The sequence below is a fragment of the uncultured Porphyromonas sp. genome, assembly GCF_938023125.1.
Classification (GTDB): Bacteria; Bacteroidota; Bacteroidia; order Bacteroidales; family Porphyromonadaceae; genus Porphyromonas.
Genome location: NZ_CALHDW010000018.1, coordinates 90,647 through 108,336 on the forward strand (window position 1 = coordinate 90,647; position 17,690 = coordinate 108,336).

Here is a 17,690-nt window from a genome sequence, read left to right on the forward strand (position 1 = left end):
TGAGGGTCGGGATTACTGTTGATCCTGCGGGAAGTTTGCACTGCGACGCACCTCGTAGGGCGTCTTTGCCCCTCGGGGGGAGGCTACAATCAGGAGGTACTCCACGTTGGGGATGGTGCGCAGCATCTTCTCGGCACGCTCTGCCCCTAGAGCCATAGCCGCTGTGGCCAAAGCATCAGCTCGGTAGCAATCGGGATGCAGGATGGTGGCACTCAGCACATCGGTCTCGGCAGGACGCCCCGTGTGCGGGTCTATGGTATGGGCGTAGAGAGAGCCATCTTCGCGCACTTTGAAGTTACGGTAATTACCCGAAGTAGCCACTCCGCCTCTCTCTCCCGGCAGGTCTATAATCATTTCGTACTCCTCGTAGTGCTCGAGCCCGGTGCTATCGAGGATGGGTTTATTGATCCCAATACGCCAGGGCTTCCCCTCGGGATTGACGCCACCATAGGCGATCTCACCCCCAATCTCTACCATGTAATCTCGAATTCCTTTGGCACGCAGGGCACGAGCCACATAGTCCGAAGCCATCCCTTTGGCAATGGAAGAGAAGTCAATTTGCATTCTGGGATCGGCCTTCTTGAGGGTATTCCCCTGGAGCGTCACCTTGTCGTATCCCACAAACGAGAGGATGCTATCGATAGCCGCATCCGGCACCTTGCCATCCTTCCAAGGCGAAGGAGAAAAGCCAAAGCCCCACGCATTAACAAGGGGAGCCACCGTGACATCATAAAATCCGCCCGAGAGGCGTCCATACTCCTGAGCAGCCGTCAGCAATTCCACAAAGCCCTCGTTGACAAGATCCGTACGGTTGTTGTTAATGGCATAGAGCAAAGAGGTGGAGTCGAAAGGGTTGGCGGCATAGTTGAGTTCGCTCAAAGCCTGCTCCACCTCAAGGTGCACCGAGGAGTCGGCTGCGTACTTCATGTGGTAGAGTGTATGAAAGACCTCGCCCATCTCACTGATGTAGGCAGGGCGAGAGGGCTTACAAGCCTGTAAATGCAGCAATAAAAGAAGCCCCAGGAAGGGCGCAAAACGCAAATGATTCGCTTTCATTCCTTACCAATTTCTTCCCTTATATTGTATTCGTTGCGGTTGCTATATTGCCGGCTTAGCAGCTCTCCCAAAAAGCCGGCGCAGAAGAGTTGTGTACCAATAATCATGGCAGCCAAGGCGATGTAGAAGTAGACTCTATCGGTCACGAGAGGTGCCGGGATCCCCCGCGAGAGGGCTACAAACTTAGTCACAAGCACCACAATGAGCGCAATCATCCCAACCAAGAAGACCAAACTTCCCCAAAAGCCAAAGAAGTGCATGGGCTTACGACCGAAACGAGAAGTAAACCAAAGGGTAAGTAGGTCTAGGTAGCCATTGAAATAGCGATCCCAGCCGAACTTAGAGACCCCATACTTGCGTTTGGTGTGCACCACGGGCTTCTCGGTAATGCGTGTAAAGCCGGCATTCTTTGCCAAATAGGGGATATAGCGGTGCATATCGTTGTAGAGCTCGATACTCTTTACCACCTCGTGGCGGTAAGCCTTGAGCCCACAATTGAAGTCGTGCAGGTTGTGAATTCCCGAAACGCGCCGTGCCGTAGCATTGAACAACTTGCTGGGGAGGTTTTTGCTCAGCACCGGGTCGTAGCGTTTTTTCTTCCATCCGCTGACGAGGTCGTAGCCCTCCTCGGTGATGAGGCGGCACATCTCGGGTAGCTCTTCGGGCTGGTCCTGTAAATCGGCATCGAGAGTGCAGACAATCCGTCCACGAGCTCGAGCAAAACCACACTGCAGGCCGGGCGACTTGCCATAGTTGCGAGCAAAACGCAAGGCACGCACCTCGGGGAACTCAGCCGCCAGGCTCTCAATCTCACGCCACGAACCATCGGTGCTCCCATCATCCACAAAAATCACTTCGTAGCTGTAGTGCGCAGAGATCATCGCCTGGCGAATGCGGCTATGCAACTCACGCAGCGACTCCTCTTCGTTGTAGAGAGGAATGACCAAAGAGACCTCTACGGGATATTCCTTATCTGGCATAGGATGAAACAAAAAGAGGCCCACTCTCCCGGAGTATTTGGTCTCCCAAGCAAGAGCCAAGAGACCAACCTCGGAGGTGGGCAATGGGGTTATACTTTTAGAAATCTAGTGGGTCTGATACCGGCATAGGCGTAGTCCTAGGGGTGGAAGGCGGCGTACTTCTGAGCTCCTGAGCAAGGGGAGCCAAGGGACCTTTTACCCCACCGGCAATATCTTTAATCCCCCCAATGGCGGAGAGAATACCCGTAGCCTCGAAGGGGAGGTAGACCACCTTGTCGCTCTTGCTGGTGCCCATCGTGCCCAAGACTTCGAGATAACGCATGGCAATAAGATACTGAGCAGGATCGGCTCCGGAGGCTCCTACGGCAGAGGTGATACGGCGAATCGCTTCGGCTTCCCCCTCAGCCCGGAGTATCTTTGCCTGCTTTTCGGCCTCAGCGGCAAGTATCTCTGCTTGGCGAGCACCCTCGGCATGGTTGATAGACTGCTGCATCTTACCTTCCGACTCACGGATAACTGCCTCCTTTTGCCCCTCGGCCGTAAGGATTTGGGCACGCTTATCACGCTCCGCACGCATCTGCTTCTCCATGGCGTCGCGGATGTCGCGGGGAGGATTGATATCCTGCAACTCTACACGATTGACCTTAACGCCCCACTTGTTGGTGGCCTCATCGAGAATATCGCGTAGCTTACTATTGATCGTATCTCGACTGGTAAGAGTCTCGTCGAGGTCCATTTCTCCGATAACATTACGCAAACTCGTCTGCGTAAGCATCTCAATAGCCACGGGCAAATTGCTAATCTCATACATAGCTCGCATGGGATCTACAATCTGGAAGTAGAGTATGGCATTGATCTCCGTTACCACATTGTCTCGAGTGATCACACTCTGGCGAGCAAAGTCGTACACGGTCTCTCTTAAATCGATATGGGTGATGCTGCTAAAGCGTACTACGGGAGTACCCTTAGAGCTTTGTAGCGTATAACGCCAAGTCATGGGGCGCGCCTTGTCTATAAAAGGCATGATGATATTAACCCCCGAAGAGAGCGTTTTGTGATAGCGCCCTAGCCGCTCAATAATCACCGTTTCACTCTGTTGGACAATAGTAAGCCCCTTAGAGATGAAGAAAATAACGAGCAATAAAATAGCTCCTACTACTATAAGCGTACTACTCATATATGTGTGTATTTATTAGGATATGAAACTAACTCTCGAAAGGTTCTACGACAAGCACAATACTATCGTAGCTCACCACCTTTACAAAAACATCTTGGGGGATCTCTAGATCTTCGGCGAGCACCACCGCGGGCCACTCGTCTCCATCAATGGCAACGCGCCCTCCCTGACGAGCGGAAACCACTCGCACCACTCTTGCTTTTTTGCCGATAAGCGCATCCATCCCCGTAGTGGGGGCTTTCTTGTTCTTGGATAGCCTCTGGAGCAAAGGACGCAACAGAAAAAGTGCCAGCAAACTACCCAACGCAAAGACAACGACTTGCCAAACAATCCCCAACCCCAGCAAGGCCGGAATACACGCCACCAAAGCACCGGCACCAAAGCAAGCCAATACGAAGCCGGGAGTAATGATCTCGGCTGCAAAAAGCAGGATAGAGGCTATAAGCCAAATAAGTGCAGCATTCATTGTTATCTCCTATTTGTGTTCTAGCTTCTTGGGCTGCGCTCCCTGGCGATCGCCCTCGTAGCGGAAAAATATCCAGAAAAGAATCGTGATTACAAGAGCGTAAGCAGCAAAGAAATACCAGCTGGTAGCCCACCCTTCGAGACGTGCTACGGCATCGTGCTCACTCTCCACAAAATAATTAACGACCCACTGCGCCCCCAACGTACCGATGGTGGCTCCAATACCATTGGTCATGAGTATAAACAAGCCCTGTGCGCTTGAGCGCATACTGCTATCCGTCTCTCGATCCACAAAGAGGGAGCCGGATACGTTGAAGAAGTCGAAGGCCATCCCGTAGACAATCATACTGAGGATGAAAAGCCAGAGCCCTCCGCTTGGATTCCCGGCACCGAGGAGCGAGAAACGAAGCACCCAACAAATCATGGCAATCAGCATCACTCGCTTGATACCGAGACGACGAAGGAGGAACGGGATGAGCAGAATACAAAGAGTTTCGGAGATCTGAGAGAGGGAAATAAGCATGTTAGAATGCTTTACTCCAAAAGCCTCGGCATACTGCGGTAGCTCTCCAAAGGCACCCAGATAGGGGTTGGCAAAACCATTGGTGATCTGCAAATTGATCCCGAGTAGCATCGAAAAGAGGAAGAAAAGCGCCATCTTAGGCTCACGGAAGAGCGTGAAAGCCTTGAGACCAAAGGCCTCGGAGAGACTTTTCTTCTCGCCTCGAGGAGCTGTAGGGCAGTGGGGCAAGAAGAAAGAATAGAGGAAAAAGAGAATCCCTATCCCGCCCGAGAGGAGGAATTGTAGGGGCGTCTCTTGGAAGCCGAGAGCGTCCACCGCCAGCATACTCACGATAAAACCGATGGTACCAAAGATACGAATGGGCGGGAAGGCCTTGACAATATCTTCGCCCGCCTGCTCCAGACCGGAGTAAGCCACCGAATTACTCAGAGCCAACGTAGGCATATAAAAAGCAACACTGAGCGTATAAAGGGGGAAAAGGGAAGAAAAAGTAGGAGCATCCCCCTGCGATTGTGCCACATAAGAGAGGGCAATCATGGCACCACCGGCAATGACGTGACAGAGCCCCAATAGGCGTTGGGCAGGGATCCAGCGGTCTGCCACAATCCCCATAAGAGCCGGCATAAAGAGGGAAACAATGCCTTGGATGGAATAGAAAATACCGATTTTATCCCCCAGGCCATGCGTACCCAAGTAACGCCCCATAGAGATAAGATAAGCCCCCCAAACGGCGAATTGGAGGAAATTCATAACGATAAGTTTGAGGCGAAGGGTCCCGTTTTTCATCGTGCTTTATCTCTTATTTTGTCAAATGCTACTCTCTTTTGTATTCAAACTCCCACACTCAGAAGGGTAGCGACACCCCTCTCTCTAAAATGCAAATCTCCCTTCGATGCCTAGAATGGCTATCGAGGGAAGACTCGTCAAAGAGGTGGGTCACTCATAGGTCGTATGGACAATCCCCAAACGTATCTTGCCATTATCCAACTTGATACGTGCCCCGGAAGGGAATAGATAATGCGCCACTCCGGTAACATCGGAAGACGAAGATCCGGATTTCCCGCCCTCCAGACTTACGGGCACGAGGAGCAAGCGAAGGGGTTGCTTTATCTCTATCGAAGAGCTCGTCTCCGACTTATGGTTCTCTATATGCTGAGTTATAAGTTTACTGATATTACTGAAGTTGTACTCCCGAGATAGGATGCTGTACTCCGACGATAGGAAGGCAACATCAGGCTGCGTGAGGTGCGATTGCCCGGTCTCAAAGAAGTTCTTTACCGAGTCGGCAGGCAGCAAGAGGAGATACTTCGGGGGCTGCAATACGGTACGCCCATGGGCAGGGATGTCTACGGGGAGGGTCAGTTTGGCTTCATTAAACAGCCTCTTGGTCTTTGGGCTCCAGCCGGATCTCACCACTCTGTTGAGGTCTTCTTTGGTGAGAGTCAGCTCCGTTGCCAACCCCAGGGGGGAGGTAATGAAACTATATTTACTATTGGGCTTCAAGAGCTCATCTCTATTGGCATGATCGAATTGCTGCGAGAGATAGAGCTGATTGGTATTGGCAAAGCGATACGAAGCCCGCCTATGAATTACAGAGTCGGCCTTACCATCTGCCGTTTTGCCATTTACCGTATAGGTATAATAGATAAGCAAGGCCGTACTATACACGCTGAGCATGCATCCCGACCCCGTAGAAGACTCTACGTAGATCCCCCTCAAGAGGTTTTCTTCAAAAGCCTTCTGGCTCTCAAAATACTCGGGATGCTGCACCGAGGCATCGTAAAAACGCTGACCGATTGCCTTATCCACCGGGATATAAATAAAGTGGTCTCCCATTTTATTTTCGGCCTTATAGCTACCACTACCGAGGTGCTTAGCCCCCTGTAGGTAGGATCGAATATCTCCGGAGTAGTGACTATCGGGAAGGGGCTTGGTAACCTCATAAATAGAGGCCTTTGCCCACAAAGTACTATCGCCGGCCCACGAGGAGTAACTAATCTCCACAAAGGCAGAGTCTATTTTCTTACCCTCCGGCTCATGTGCGAACTTGAAGCCCGGAGCATGACGCAAACGCGTAACATACGACGAGCGCAGATCCCCAAAAAGAGGATCGCTGAGCTGACCCAAAAGCGTATAAGTGGAGCGCGAGTAGATGCTCGGCACCTCCACCGTTTGGGCACTTAATAGAAATGTATCTGCCTTGGCCGTAAGCACTTCGTCTTTCGGCTGTGTAGTAAAACCTACTTTGGAGGCATTATCGTTGCAACCCGCAAAGACAAAAGCTCCCATGGCGACAGCTGCTAAGGCTGCCCAGAATGATTGTTTTATTATCCTCATCTATATAATAGATCACTGACCCACACCCCTAGGGCACACCCCTTCACAAGAGGGATTGACCCCAAGAGAGGGTACTATTTCGGCTGCTAAGATAAGATATTTCTTACTGCAAAAGGCTATTATAGAACTGGCGATAGTCATCGGCCTGCTCTTTCTGCATACCGGGATACGACAATATTGGCTTACCAAGCTGCTCGGCATACTTGGTGGAGGCCCATTTCCCGGCCTCCTCGGCAGGTAATATCACACCATCGCTGTAATGGATGGCAATGCGGCGGAGAGCCTCGGGGTCGTAGGCCCCCTGCAATGGAGCCACCCAATCGTCTTTGAGATTATCGAAGGCCAATATCTCAAAAAGCTTCTCCGTAATATCTCCCGTCACCTCTGTATCAAAGGGCGTGTAAACCACTTTAGCCTTGCCAATATCGGGGTCGTCTTTGTAGAGCGTGTGCAGATACAAGGGGGCAAGAGCGGCAAACCACCCCGTACAATGGATGATATCGGGGATCCAGCGCAACCTCTTGATAGCCTCAAATACCCCTCGGAAGAAGAATATAGAGCGCTCTGCGGTGTCGTTGCCATACTTTTCCTCTATCCCAAACTGGCTCTTACGTTGGAAAAACTCCTTATTATCTATGAAATAAACTTGGATGCGAGTTTGAGGTACCGATGCCACCTTGATGAGTAACTGACAGTCTGTATCGTTGACAATAATATTGATACCCGAAAGCCGAATCACCTCATGCAACTGATGGCGACGCTCATTAATCGTTCCATACTTAGGCATAAAAACGCGCACATCGTCCCCTGCTTCTTGCACTATTTGGGGGAGCAAGCGAGCAAAAGATCCCATTGGGGTTTCGTCTAAGTAAGGGGTAATCTCCTGAGCTATGTAGAGTATTTTTTTCTGTTCCATAAGCTATAGGCTCATCTGATTTATTGCAAAGATACGAAAAACCTACGTGGAAAACTTTCTCCTCCTCATGGAGCCCCTCCTGCCAAAAGGCAAAATGGAGCACAAAACCTCGGCTCAAGCGGATTCTAGCCCCGCCCTCGCCCTTCCCCTTTAAGCAAGAAAAAGGGTGCAGGGAGGCTCTCTTTGCCTCACACTGCACCCTCAGAGATTTATATACTACTAGGTTACTCTTTCGGCTCGGGTCTAGTAGCAACAAAGGCTTTTATAAGCATGAAAATGCAAGCAAATACCATCAGAACAGGTACTGCAATCCAGAACGCACGTGTGGAATAAGACAAGCACACGAACGCCCCGGCAAAGGCCAACACATAGACAAAAAACAGGTCTTTCCAACGAGGGAGAATCACCTCTTTCTTCCTTTTCTTATCAATGAGAGCAAAGAGCCTTACTACCAAGAACATGAGTATAGGAATCGTGGAGAGCCCCACCACTATCGGCATTAGGTTTGGCTCGCCTTCTGCGGAGTCTTTGTACCATAAACCGATAAAGAGGGCAATAAGGAAATAGGGTAGAAATGTCCAAGTGTGCAGCTCGTAATTAATTTTCTTCTGTGCCATAACTATATTCTTTTGGTCTATTTATTTTACTACTCTCCTTTGGTATTCTTATTACTTGACGAAGAAATCGCTTTTGATTCTTTATCTTCTTTATTTTTAATAGGTTACTCTTTCGGCTCGGGTCTAGTAGCAACAAAAGCTTTTATAAGCATGAAAATGCAAGCAAATAGCATCAGAATAGGTACTGCAACCCAGAACGCACGTGTGGAATGAGACAAGCACGTCAACGCCCCAGCAAAGCCCAACAGATAGACAAAGAGCAAGTCTATCCAACGGGGAAGAATCACCTCTTTCTTCCTTTTCTTGGCAATAAGAGCAAAGAGCCTCATCACCAAGAATGCGACTATAGGAAGCGTAGAGAGCCCTACCACTATCGGCATTAGGTTTGGCTCACCTTCTGCGGGAAGCTCGCACCAGAATTTAATAAAGAAGATAATGATAAAATAGGGTATAAGCGTCCAAGTGAGCAGCTCGTAATTAATTTTCTTCTGTGCCATAACTATATTCTTTTATTCTGTTTATTTCTTCTATTCTTCCGTATTCTTACCATATGTCAGAGGCTACTATTTCGTTGCCTCATCTCCCTTGTCAGAAAGACAATCCACATAGACACTTTCCTAGGAGCGGACAACAATTCTATTATTTTACAAAAGGATTTTTTGGACACTCGGAGGGGAGAATCTTTCGACGGGAATACAAATGCCCCTCGGGATGCTCTTCATAAAATCCGATCCGAAGCGTATCTCCACGAACTTCATAGGACTCCTTTATAGCATTATCAGAAGACCACCCGGCGGAGGGGACAAGCATATATATAAACCCATCCTTGGCATAATAAACCCCATCTTTATACCTCACCAACTTAGGATAAAGCTCCCCATTCTCATATACGACGCTAATATCTTCCATAACCCCATTTGGGTGATAACACGTTCCAATAGAAATCCGAGTATGTGTTTTTACCAATGACTCAAAACTCTCGGGATCTTCTAGGAGCGACTTTAGTTCTCCATCATTATACCACTCGCCAAAGAGGGCAGGATCTTTAGGTCCATTCTGGACCTTAGGACGTCTCACAAGGTCTACACATGAGGAGAGCAACAAAACTCCCAAAAGGAGCAGAATGAATCGTTTTTTACAACTCGCCATAGACACAGGATCTTTTATTCTGTTTATTTCTTCTTTGAAGCGAGAATCCACGCACGTTGGCAGCCTCAGAGAAGTACTCCCTTTCAGCCGGGTTCTCAAAATCAACCACAGCGCAAATGTAAAAAAAACGGCCTAATGAGCAAACATTTTCACCCAAAAGTAAAAACAAAAACAGAAAAAGGAGAATTATTTTGAGGCTACTCTTCCCTAAAAAGCAGCAAAAGAACGAACCTTCTCGCTCGCCTTTTCATCTCTCCTCGGAGGGGAGGGAGGGTAGGCGAAGGGTGTAGGTGGCTCGGTAGCCTTGGGCGTCCGATATTTCAAGTGGAGCGAGAGACGTGGCAGAAACTAGCGGAAAAGGCTCTCCGAAACCACGTATTTCGTTGGCCACCCACAGGCTGATTGTTTGGAAAATATAGGGCAGAATAGAGGTTCCATTCTGCCCAGAAAAAGTTAAGAAATCAGGCAGGGTTTTGGTCGTTAATTCGACCTCGAGCAAACCGGTTAATCCCTGCCCCATATTTTGCTCATCGCTCCGGTACGTCAGACCCAAGGTGCAGTGAAGCGAGGGGTCTTGTGCCAGCAGGTCGAGTTGCCCCATCACCTCTTGGTACAGTTGCTCCCCACGATCATCACTATAAATAATGGCAGGGAACTCTCCGTCGAAGCCATTTGCGACGAAGAACTCCTGCCATGGGAAGAAAGACAAAGCCGAAAAGAGAGAAAAGTTGGGAGCGTATATATTGTGCGAACCGAAGCCCACTTGCTCCTCTTCTTCCTCCAAAGGCTGTGTTGCACTGGGCGTTATGGGGGTGATCATGCGGGCGTCAATCGCAGCAATGCTCCATACCGCAAGGGGTATCCGGAGCGTCCATCTCTATGGTAGCATGCTGCACTCCGGCCTCCTTGGCAATCGCACGCACACGCTCTTTGAGGGCAAGTATCTCAGTAGGCGAGACACAGCTCTCGGGATTGAATACCACATGGATGGTAAGCACATGCAGCTCGCCATCGATACTCCAAAGGTGTACATCGTGAATAGACAAGACCTCGGGCATCTCTGCAATAGCCTGCTCCAATGCCGGCAAATCTATGTCCGTGGGCACGCCTTGTAGGAACACTTTGAACGTACCAATAAGGGTGCGAACCACATTAAACAGCACCCAACAAGAGATAGCGATAGAGAGAATAGGGTCGAGAATCGGCAGGTGAACGAAAACCATTACCACACTGACAATCAAGACAGCAGCCCATCCCAATACATCCTCTAGGAGGTGAAGCATTACGGCTCGCTCATTAAACGAATGCCCTTTGCTTACTCTCAGTGCCGCAACTCCGTTTACCACCAAACCAACAATGGCGATAAGGAGCATCCATCCGGCCTTAGGCTCCCCGGGGTCGATCAGGCGTTTTGCTGCCGCCGTCAAGACAAAGATAGAGCCCACAATCAGTACCACCGAGATAAAGAGGGCACCCAGAAGTGAAAAACGTTTATAGCCATAGCTAAAACGGGCATCGCGTCCTCGCTCGCTCAACTTCTGCAGATACCAAGCAACGCCCAGCGAGAGGGCATCCCCAAAGTCGTGCAAGGCATCGGAGAGAATCGCGATACTCGAGGTGAAGAAACCGCCTACGAGCTCGAAGAGAGCAAAAGATATATTAAGCCAAAAAGCGACTTTGATGTTACCCGTTGCAGAGTGGTGATGATGCCCGAGGGCATGGTGATGCCCATGATGATCGCCGTGCTTATGCTCATGAGCGTGCTCGTGATGATGCTCGTGACACTCGTGATGAATGTGTTTGTGTTCGTCCATACTACATCCTCCTTTCTGTGATTTCTATAGGGCACAAATATACAAATATTAGAGACTCCGTGCCCCTCTCTTACCTACTATTGGGTAAAAACACCCCCCAAATGCCCTCCCCAAGGCTCAAAACCAGAGATGGCGAGATGAGATTTGGCAGAGAGAGAGAGAGAGAGAGAGAGAAGAGAGCCCATCTTGGTACACAAAAACACAAATTCCAACAAAAGCTTCAAAAAAAATCAACTTTCCTTGACACTATGTATAGAAAATACTCGTATATTTGGCTCGTTGTTTTCGGCAGGCTTCGCTGTCACAAAGCAGGAGAGACAAGGTTTTATTATTTATAGATATTAGGATTCATGAGAAAGCAGATTCACTTACTCTTCGTGGCTCTATTCCTCTATTCGCTATCGACAAGTTCGCTACGCGCTCAAAATGAGGGAAGCTTCTCCTTAGAGATTCAAGCCGGAGAGCTGGCAAGCAAATTGCCAACAAACAAAAACGAGGTTCACGACCTAACCCTAAAAGGGGCACTCAACAGCAGCGATCTTAGCGTATTGCGCACCCTCCCTCAAATGAGCCGCTTAGACATGCGAGAGGTCACGATCGAACCCGGAGGCGATGGCTACACCTCCGGTTACTATCCCGGCCAAACGCTACAGGTAGAGAAGGCCAACGCCCTCCCCAAAGCACTCTTTGCCGGAAAAGAATCGCTCCAAAGTATCCTGCTACCTACCCGACTCGTGGAGATTGGCGATGGAGCCTTTAGAGCAAGTGGCCTCACCTACATACAACTCCCCGAAAGCGTAACCACAGTGGGAGAGCGAGCCTTTGCCGAATGCGTTGCCCTCTCCAAGGCGAAACTTCACACCAAACTTTCTAAAATTGCCCATGGGCTTTTTGAGGGATGTACTGCGCTCACCACCCTGCAGAATAGCAAGATTACCGAAGTGGGAGACAATGCCTTCCGGGGATGTAAAGCCCTCAAATTCACGCTTCCCGGCGGAGTAACTCACATCGGCGACAAGGCATTCCAAGGATGCGAAAGCCTCGAAATCGCTTACCTTACCAATACCGTTGCCTACCTCGGCAACCACGCCTTCGATGGCTGTAGCTCGCTTTCGATGATTTTCATCAAAGCAAATATTGCAACATTGGGCGAATACATCTTTGCCAATTGCCCCAAACTCGTCAACATCAACACGCCCTACGACTTTACGACGCTCCCCAAGGGGATGTTTTCGGGGTGTGGCGCCCTCAAAGAGGTATGGCTGGGTAGCGGCCTCAAAGAGGTTGGGGCCGAAGCCTTCGAAAACTGCACAGCCCTCACCACGCTCCGCATAGACAACCCCTCGGCACCTACGGTTAATGCAACCGCTTTCGCTGGCGTTAATTGTAGTAGCGTAGAACTTCTCATCCCCAACGGCAAAAGTGCCATATATAGTGCCCATGATGAATGGAAAAACTTCCAAGTAAAGGAGCTCGCCTTGGGCGACAACGGCGTAAAAGTTGCCACCATCTACCAAAAGAGCGGCACAAGCAAGAGTCTCAAAGTGGGCATCCGGACCACTCTCCCTCTCACCTTTAATCTGGGCAATGGCTCTATCGTCAAAAAAGCTCCCGGCACATACAGCAGCGCCAAAAAGCAAGTAGACTGCACCAATGGAGGGAAAACGGTAGAACTCCTATCCATGCCCTCCGCACTACGCGACCTGATCATCAACGACCTCGATGGCAATGACATAGAGCAGATCACCTTTAACGCTCCGGATCTCGACTACCTCTGGCTTACCGGTAGCCAGATCACCTCGTTGGATCTCTCGCAGATGCCTAAACTGCGCCAGCTCAATATCTACGACAATGCACTCCTAGAGATCCTCAACCTATCCCACAATCCCGAGCTGACCTACCTCGACATCTCATTTGCCGAAAAGATCCAAAATCTCGATCTCTCCGCCACTCCCAAACTCACGACACTCAAGGCGGCACAAACTAAGCTCTCAACTTGGGACCTCTCTAAGGTGCCCCTAATCACAGAGCTAGACCTCAGCATGACCAAGATACAATCGCTCGATCTCAGCGCCCTCACCCGGGTACAAGTGATCATGCTCCCCAAGTGCGAGCTCGAGCACCTCACCTTCCCCTCCGCCCCCGACCTCAAAGAGGTCTTTATCAACGACAACAAGCTCTCGGCAGACGAACTCAATGCCATCTACAAAGCACTGCCCCAACGAGAGGCTGCCGATGAGGCGAAGATCTATATCAAGAACAATCCTGGTGCAGAAACCTCTAACACGGGCCTTCTCAAGGGTAAAAATTGGGTTGCCGATATGGAGGGAACAGGCACAGACACCCCCGACCTCACCCAAGAAGCCATCTCTTTCTTTACAGCGAATAAGACCATCAGCTTTAATGTAATCGGGGCTCAAAGCGAAACGCTATCTATTGATTGGGGCGATGGCTCACACCTAGAGAGAGCCACCGTAACCCCGGGAATGCAGAAAAATCTCAAACACACTTTTGAGACAACGACTCCCCAGCACGAAGTAAAGATCTACGGCAAAAGTATTACTACCCTTAGCTCTACCCTCTTCAACGTGCTTGGCCTAACCAACCTTGATGTAACGCATTGTCCTACGCTACAAAAGCTTGCAGTCCCCAACGGCAACGACCTCCTATCCGTCGACTTGAGCAAGAACAATGACCTCACTCATATCGACCTAGCAGGATGTAAACTCAACACCATTACCCTACCCGAAGAGGGTGCAAAAATCCAGGAACTTAAGCTATCTACCAACGACATAAGAGAGCTCGATCTGAAGGGGATGAGTGCCCTCGAAGTGCTCAGCGCCCCGAGCAACAAACTCAAGGAAATAGACCTTACCCCCTGCCCTAAACTCAGGAAGATAAATCTAAATCTCAATGGATTGGAAAAGGTGGTCGGCCTCAAAGAGCTAACCGAACTGACCGATTTGGATATTGCCAACAACACCTTGCCCTTCTCAATGCTGCCTCCTCGCAAAAACATGACCACCTATGTATATAACCAATATTGGTACGATATACCGAGCGAATTGATCAAGGACTATACCATCGACCTCTCTGCCGAGTATAGGGTACAAGGCGTTACCGACCAACCCGAGCAGACCTCCTACAAGTGGTATATCCAGAAGACAATGACAGAGAAAGTAGAGGTGCCCCAAACCGCCTACACCGAGCAAAATGGAGTATTTACCTTCAACGACACGCTCTTCCCCCAGGGCAGCGAAAAGGTCGAAATCTTCGTGCTCATGACAAACCCTTCGTTCCCCGATATTAACACAAAGAGCCAGGGGCTCCGTAGCGGATTCATCACCATGAAGCGCATTCATGTGGAAGAACCGTTAGACCCCTCGAAGTTCGACACAAAGTTTGAGGGCATCTACGAAAATGCATTTGCCGAATCGAAGAACCTCATCGAGATCAAACTTCCCAAGAACACAAAAGAGATCCGTCACAAAGCCTTCAGCAATTGCCCCAAGCTCCAAGCTGTGGTGATTGGTGCTCAAGTGGATAAACTCTCCGAAAAAGCCTTTGAAGACAGAGAAGGGCTCGTGATCTATGTACCCACAGAAGCCGTCAAGAGCGACGTCGAAAAGATAGGGAATTTCAAAAAAACAAAGGTAGTAGTAGGTAATCCCCCCGTGGCAAACAATACAATTACAGCCGGCAGAGCCTACAACCTCACCTTCGAAGGAGCAACCCTTATACTCTCTTCTCTCACAGCAGAGAGCCAAGAGGTAGCACTCTACGACCTCCAAGGGCACTCCATCGCACGCACTACGCTTCCCGGCAATAGTGCAATTCGCCTCACGCTCCCCCAGAGCGGGTGTTACGTGCTCGCCATTCAAGGAGAGGTCTCCAAAGTATTCATCCCCTAACCTACTCAAGACAAATGAAAAAGATATATCCTACACTACTCAGCGCTATTATCCTAAGCATGGGTAGCTTATCCGCACAAAATGCGCTCCATAAGGAGATCCACCTCTCAACTACAGGCTCTCTCCAAAAAGGGCTCTCCCTAGAGGAAGCAAAGGGCTTGACCTCCATCAAAGTAACGGGCGAGATCAACGAGAGCGACATCGCCCTACTTAACAGCATGGCCTCCGCCGGCAAGTTGGAAAAAATAGACCTCAGTGAGGCGATTTTTGGCGAAACAAAAGACCCGCTCCTAGTCGATGTCTCTCAATACTTCTTACCTATGATTGCCTCCCTTGGCACCGAAGACGTTGCAGGCCTGGAGGCCTACGAAAAAAGCTTGGGGCACGAAAAAGACCCTCGCTCAGTGCCCGGGTTTTGGACGTTTTTCACGAAAAAAAAGATGTTCTTTATGACCGGATACATGAGAGGTTGGGACATGAAGATAAACGAAGCCGTGCTCAAGAGTGAGAATGCAGCTCTCGTGCGGAGTCCTCAGATCCGCTCGTGGCTCAAAACGATGGGGTATGAGTATCGCGAGGCTCGCACCGATGGCGACCTCATCTTCAAAAACGAAAAGACGAACATATGGTGCCTACTCCACTTCACCCCGTATAGCAAGACCGACTTTCCCGGCATCCACTTCTCCTCGGATGAATACGAAGTCTGGTAAAGGGCACCTCCCGGGGAGACTCGCCTACAACTACCCCACGTAGTGCCATAGAGAGGCCTCCCCAACAGAGAAAACCCACGATAGTCTCAATCGGCTACCGTGGGTTTCTTATGGTAGAGAGGCTCTCCCGAGAGGGAGGATACTACCTCCTAAGAAATAGCATACTAGGCGCAACTAGAGCCTATCGTCTCTTCTTCTCTTTGGGTTTGGGCAGAGGCTTACGAGGAGCCTTGTCTTTGCGGAAGTGCCTCTCCCGAGGGGCCGAGTCTTTTCTCCCACGAGCGGGCTCTCTCTTAGAGTCGGAGCCTTCGGCTGCATCGGCATAATCAACGATAATGCGCCGCCCCTCCACTTCGTATTGAGAGAGCTCTTCGATCAGACGATGGGCATCGTGGCTATCCACTTCGAAGAAAGAAAACTTTTGCATCAGGTCAATCTTGCCAATGCGTACTCGCCCCGGCACACAACGATTGATCAGCTCGATAAGTTTATTTGGGAAGAGGCGATCCGTCTTACCAAAGTTGATAAAGAGACGCGTCATCCCCTCCTCGACCACACGAGGTGCACTATTTCGTCTCTCACGTTTCTCGTCTCTTGTCTCCCGCTTTAGGCTCTCGGGCTCTATCTCTTCTGCGGTGCTATAGTAGGCGAAGAAGCGCTCAAACTCGAGCGTCATGAGGCGGCGGAGCAGTTCGTCTCGGTCAATCCACGAGAGTTTTTGACTCACTTCGGGCAAAATGGCAGCAATCTCTTCGGCATGGGGGGTAGAGTCTACATGCTCCAAGCGATCGGCAAGATGGAAAAGATGCTTGCTACAAATCTCACGCCCCGAGGGGAGTGTACCGACTTCCATTTTGGCACTAATCAACTTCTCGATGCTGCGAATGCGGCTCTTCTCTCTGAGGTGGCAAAGGGCAATGGAAAGCCCGGTTTTGCCGGCACGAGCGGTGCGCCCCGAGCGGTGTGTATAGTTCTCTACGTCATCGGGGAGACCGTAGTGAATCACGTGCGTTAGGTTGTCCACATCCAAACCACGGGCAGCCACATCGGTAGCCACAAGCAGTTGCAAGTGGCCGCTACGGAAGCGTTGCATCACACGATCGCGCTGCTCCTGGCTCAAATCCCCATGGAGCGCATCGGCATTATAGCCGTCGGCAATCAGATGCTCGGCTATCTCCTTGGTCTCCATACGTGTGCGGCAGAAGACAATCCCATAGATAGAGGGATAGAAATCGACAATCCGCTTGAGGGCAAGATAGCGCTGGCGAGCCGGCACAAGGTAGTAGATATGGCGGATATTGCTGTTGGCTTCGTTCTTACGCCCAATGGTTATCTCTTTGGGGTCGTGCAGATAGCTGTGGGCAATGGTCGCGATCTCTCGAGACATCGTAGCCGAGAAAAGGAGCAAATTGCGCTCTTCGGGGATCTCCGAAAGGATAGTCTTAAGGTCTTCGCTGAAGCCCATATTGAGCATTTCATCTGCCTCATCGAGCACTACCGTATGGATCTCTTCGAGAGAGATGGCACGGCGGCGCATCAAGTCGAGCAGACGCCCGGGGGTGGCTACCACGATGTCTACACCCCGCTTGAGAGAGCGTATCTGCGTCTCTATGGAGCTACCTCCGTAGACGGCCAATACACGTACCTCCGGCAAGAATTTGGCAAAAGACTCCAGGTCGCTTGCAATCTGCAAACAAAGCTCTCGTGTGGGAGAGAGTACTAACGCTTGGGGGACATTGCGTTGGGGCTGGAGCTTCTCTAGGAGGGGCAAGCCGTAAGCGGCTGTTTTGCCCGTACCCGTCTGCGCCAATGCTATAAGGTCTATATTATCTTCTAATAGATAGGGGATCACGGCAGCCTGCACCGGCATTGCCTCTGTAAATCCCAAGGCACTAACTGCGTCCAGCAGGGGTGCACTAAGTTTGAGTTCGTCAAATGTCATCGCCTACAAAGGTACGCTAAAATATCCTCTAAAGCATCATAAGAGAGGAGTTTAGGTACTGATTCGCCGCCACTTAGGGGAGAGAAGAGGCCC

The 17,690-nt window shown here is 50.2% G+C and carries 15 protein-coding genes; 2 read left to right on the top strand and 13 right to left on the bottom strand.

What is annotated here, in order from left to right; translation table 11 throughout:
- Window positions 1–12 precede the first annotated feature (12 nt).
- The 12 genes from Q0090_RS06520 to Q0090_RS06575 form a co-directional block, all read right to left on the bottom strand.
- Complete coding sequence (locus tag Q0090_RS06520; RefSeq protein WP_297948914.1) at window positions 13–1,056, bottom strand: FAD:protein FMN transferase; 1,044 nt, start codon at window positions 1,054–1,056, stop codon at window positions 13–15.
- A complete protein-coding gene (locus Q0090_RS06525; RefSeq protein ID WP_297948917.1) occupies window positions 1,053–2,036 on the bottom strand; it encodes a glycosyltransferase family 2 protein in 984 nt (327 codons plus the stop codon). Before Q0090_RS06525 ends, Q0090_RS06520 begins: the two co-directional genes overlap by 4 nt.
- A gap of 97 nt (window positions 2,037–2,133) precedes the next feature.
- Window positions 2,134–3,213, bottom strand: coding sequence for an SPFH domain-containing protein (locus Q0090_RS06530; RefSeq protein WP_297948919.1), 1,080 nt, complete (start codon window positions 3,211–3,213; stop codon window positions 2,134–2,136).
- 28 nt (window positions 3,214–3,241) lie between these two features.
- Window positions 3,242–3,679 carry an NfeD family protein gene (locus Q0090_RS06535; RefSeq protein ID WP_297948921.1) on the bottom strand — a complete coding sequence of 146 codons (438 nt, stop codon included), beginning with the start codon at window positions 3,677–3,679 and terminating at the stop codon, window positions 3,242–3,244.
- 9 nt (window positions 3,680–3,688) lie between these two features.
- Window positions 3,689–4,987, bottom strand: a complete 1,299-nt coding sequence (locus Q0090_RS06540; RefSeq protein ID WP_297948923.1) for an MFS transporter — start codon at window positions 4,985–4,987, stop codon at window positions 3,689–3,691.
- A 150-nt stretch (window positions 4,988–5,137) separates the two neighbouring features.
- Window positions 5,138–6,538: a DUF4270 domain-containing protein gene (locus tag Q0090_RS06545; protein WP_297948927.1), complete on the bottom strand. Its 1,401-nt coding sequence runs from the start codon at window positions 6,536–6,538 to the stop codon at window positions 5,138–5,140.
- Window positions 6,539–6,641: 103 nt separating this feature from the next.
- Entirely contained in the window at window positions 6,642–7,454 is an 813-nt protein-coding gene (locus Q0090_RS06550; protein ID WP_297948929.1) for a glycogen/starch synthase, read from the bottom strand.
- Window positions 7,455–7,678: 224 nt separating this feature from the next.
- The gene (locus Q0090_RS06555; RefSeq protein ID WP_297948930.1) at window positions 7,679–8,071 is read right to left on the bottom strand and encodes a hypothetical protein; all 393 of its coding nucleotides are present in this window, start codon (window positions 8,069–8,071) and stop codon (window positions 7,679–7,681) included.
- Window positions 8,072–8,175: 104 nt separating this feature from the next.
- The gene (locus Q0090_RS06560; RefSeq protein ID WP_297948933.1) at window positions 8,176–8,568 is read right to left on the bottom strand and encodes a hypothetical protein; all 393 of its coding nucleotides are present in this window, start codon (window positions 8,566–8,568) and stop codon (window positions 8,176–8,178) included.
- 142 nt (window positions 8,569–8,710) lie between these two features.
- Window positions 8,711–9,271, bottom strand: coding sequence for a hypothetical protein (locus Q0090_RS06565; RefSeq protein WP_297948937.1), 561 nt, complete (start codon window positions 9,269–9,271; stop codon window positions 8,711–8,713).
- Between the two features lie 196 nt (window positions 9,272–9,467).
- The gene (locus Q0090_RS06570; RefSeq protein ID WP_297948941.1) at window positions 9,468–10,040 is read right to left on the bottom strand and encodes a hypothetical protein; all 573 of its coding nucleotides are present in this window, start codon (window positions 10,038–10,040) and stop codon (window positions 9,468–9,470) included.
- A gap of 7 nt (window positions 10,041–10,047) precedes the next feature.
- Window positions 10,048–11,034 (bottom strand): cation diffusion facilitator family transporter, encoded by a 987-nt coding sequence (locus tag Q0090_RS06575; RefSeq protein WP_297948943.1) that lies wholly within the window; start codon window positions 11,032–11,034, stop codon window positions 10,048–10,050.
- Between the two features lie 350 nt (window positions 11,035–11,384).
- Here Q0090_RS06575 and Q0090_RS06580 point away from each other — a divergent pair, with 350 nt between their 5' ends.
- Window positions 11,385–14,945 (top strand): leucine-rich repeat protein, encoded by a 3,561-nt coding sequence (locus Q0090_RS06580; protein WP_297948946.1) that lies wholly within the window; start codon window positions 11,385–11,387, stop codon window positions 14,943–14,945.
- Between the two features lie 14 nt (window positions 14,946–14,959).
- A complete protein-coding gene (locus tag Q0090_RS06585) occupies window positions 14,960–15,655 on the top strand; it encodes a hypothetical protein (protein WP_297948948.1) in 696 nt (231 codons plus the stop codon).
- 181 nt (window positions 15,656–15,836) lie between these two features.
- Here Q0090_RS06585 and Q0090_RS06590 read toward each other — a convergent pair whose 3' ends face one another.
- Window positions 15,837–17,597, bottom strand: coding sequence for a DEAD/DEAH box helicase (locus tag Q0090_RS06590; RefSeq protein WP_297948950.1), 1,761 nt, complete (start codon window positions 17,595–17,597; stop codon window positions 15,837–15,839).
- Between the last annotated feature and the right edge of the window lie 93 nt (window positions 17,598–17,690).

Coding starts and splice junctions, on each gene's coding strand:
- Q0090_RS06530 (WP_297948919.1), bottom strand. CDS start 3,213: ATGAGTAGTACGCTTATAGTAGTAGGAGCTATTTTATTGCTCGTTATT.
- Q0090_RS06560 (WP_297948933.1), bottom strand. CDS start 8,568: ATGGCACAGAAGAAAATTAATTACGAGCTGCTCACTTGGACGCTTATA.
- Q0090_RS06590 (WP_297948950.1), bottom strand. CDS start 17,597: ATGACATTTGACGAACTCAAACTTAGTGCACCCCTGCTGGACGCAGTT.
- Q0090_RS06580 (WP_297948946.1), top strand. CDS start 11,385: ATGAGAAAGCAGATTCACTTACTCTTCGTGGCTCTATTCCTCTATTCG.
- Q0090_RS06570 (WP_297948941.1), bottom strand. CDS start 10,040: ATGATCACCCCCATAACGCCCAGTGCAACACAGCCTTTGGAGGAAGAA.
- Q0090_RS06545 (WP_297948927.1), bottom strand. CDS start 6,538: ATGAGGATAATAAAACAATCATTCTGGGCAGCCTTAGCAGCTGTCGCC.
- Q0090_RS06555 (WP_297948930.1), bottom strand. CDS start 8,071: ATGGCACAGAAGAAAATTAATTACGAGCTGCACACTTGGACATTTCTA.
- Q0090_RS06520 (WP_297948914.1), bottom strand. CDS start 1,056: ATGAAAGCGAATCATTTGCGTTTTGCGCCCTTCCTGGGGCTTCTTTTA.
- Q0090_RS06525 (WP_297948917.1), bottom strand. CDS start 2,036: ATGCCAGATAAGGAATATCCCGTAGAGGTCTCTTTGGTCATTCCTCTC.
- Q0090_RS06575 (WP_297948943.1), bottom strand. CDS start 11,034: ATGGACGAACACAAACACATTCATCACGAGTGTCACGAGCATCATCAC.
- Q0090_RS06535 (WP_297948921.1), bottom strand. CDS start 3,679: ATGAATGCTGCACTTATTTGGCTTATAGCCTCTATCCTGCTTTTTGCA.
- Q0090_RS06540 (WP_297948923.1), bottom strand. CDS start 4,987: ATGAAAAACGGGACCCTTCGCCTCAAACTTATCGTTATGAATTTCCTC.
- Q0090_RS06585 (WP_297948948.1), top strand. CDS start 14,960: ATGAAAAAGATATATCCTACACTACTCAGCGCTATTATCCTAAGCATG.
- Q0090_RS06550 (WP_297948929.1), bottom strand. CDS start 7,454: ATGGAACAGAAAAAAATACTCTACATAGCTCAGGAGATTACCCCTTAC.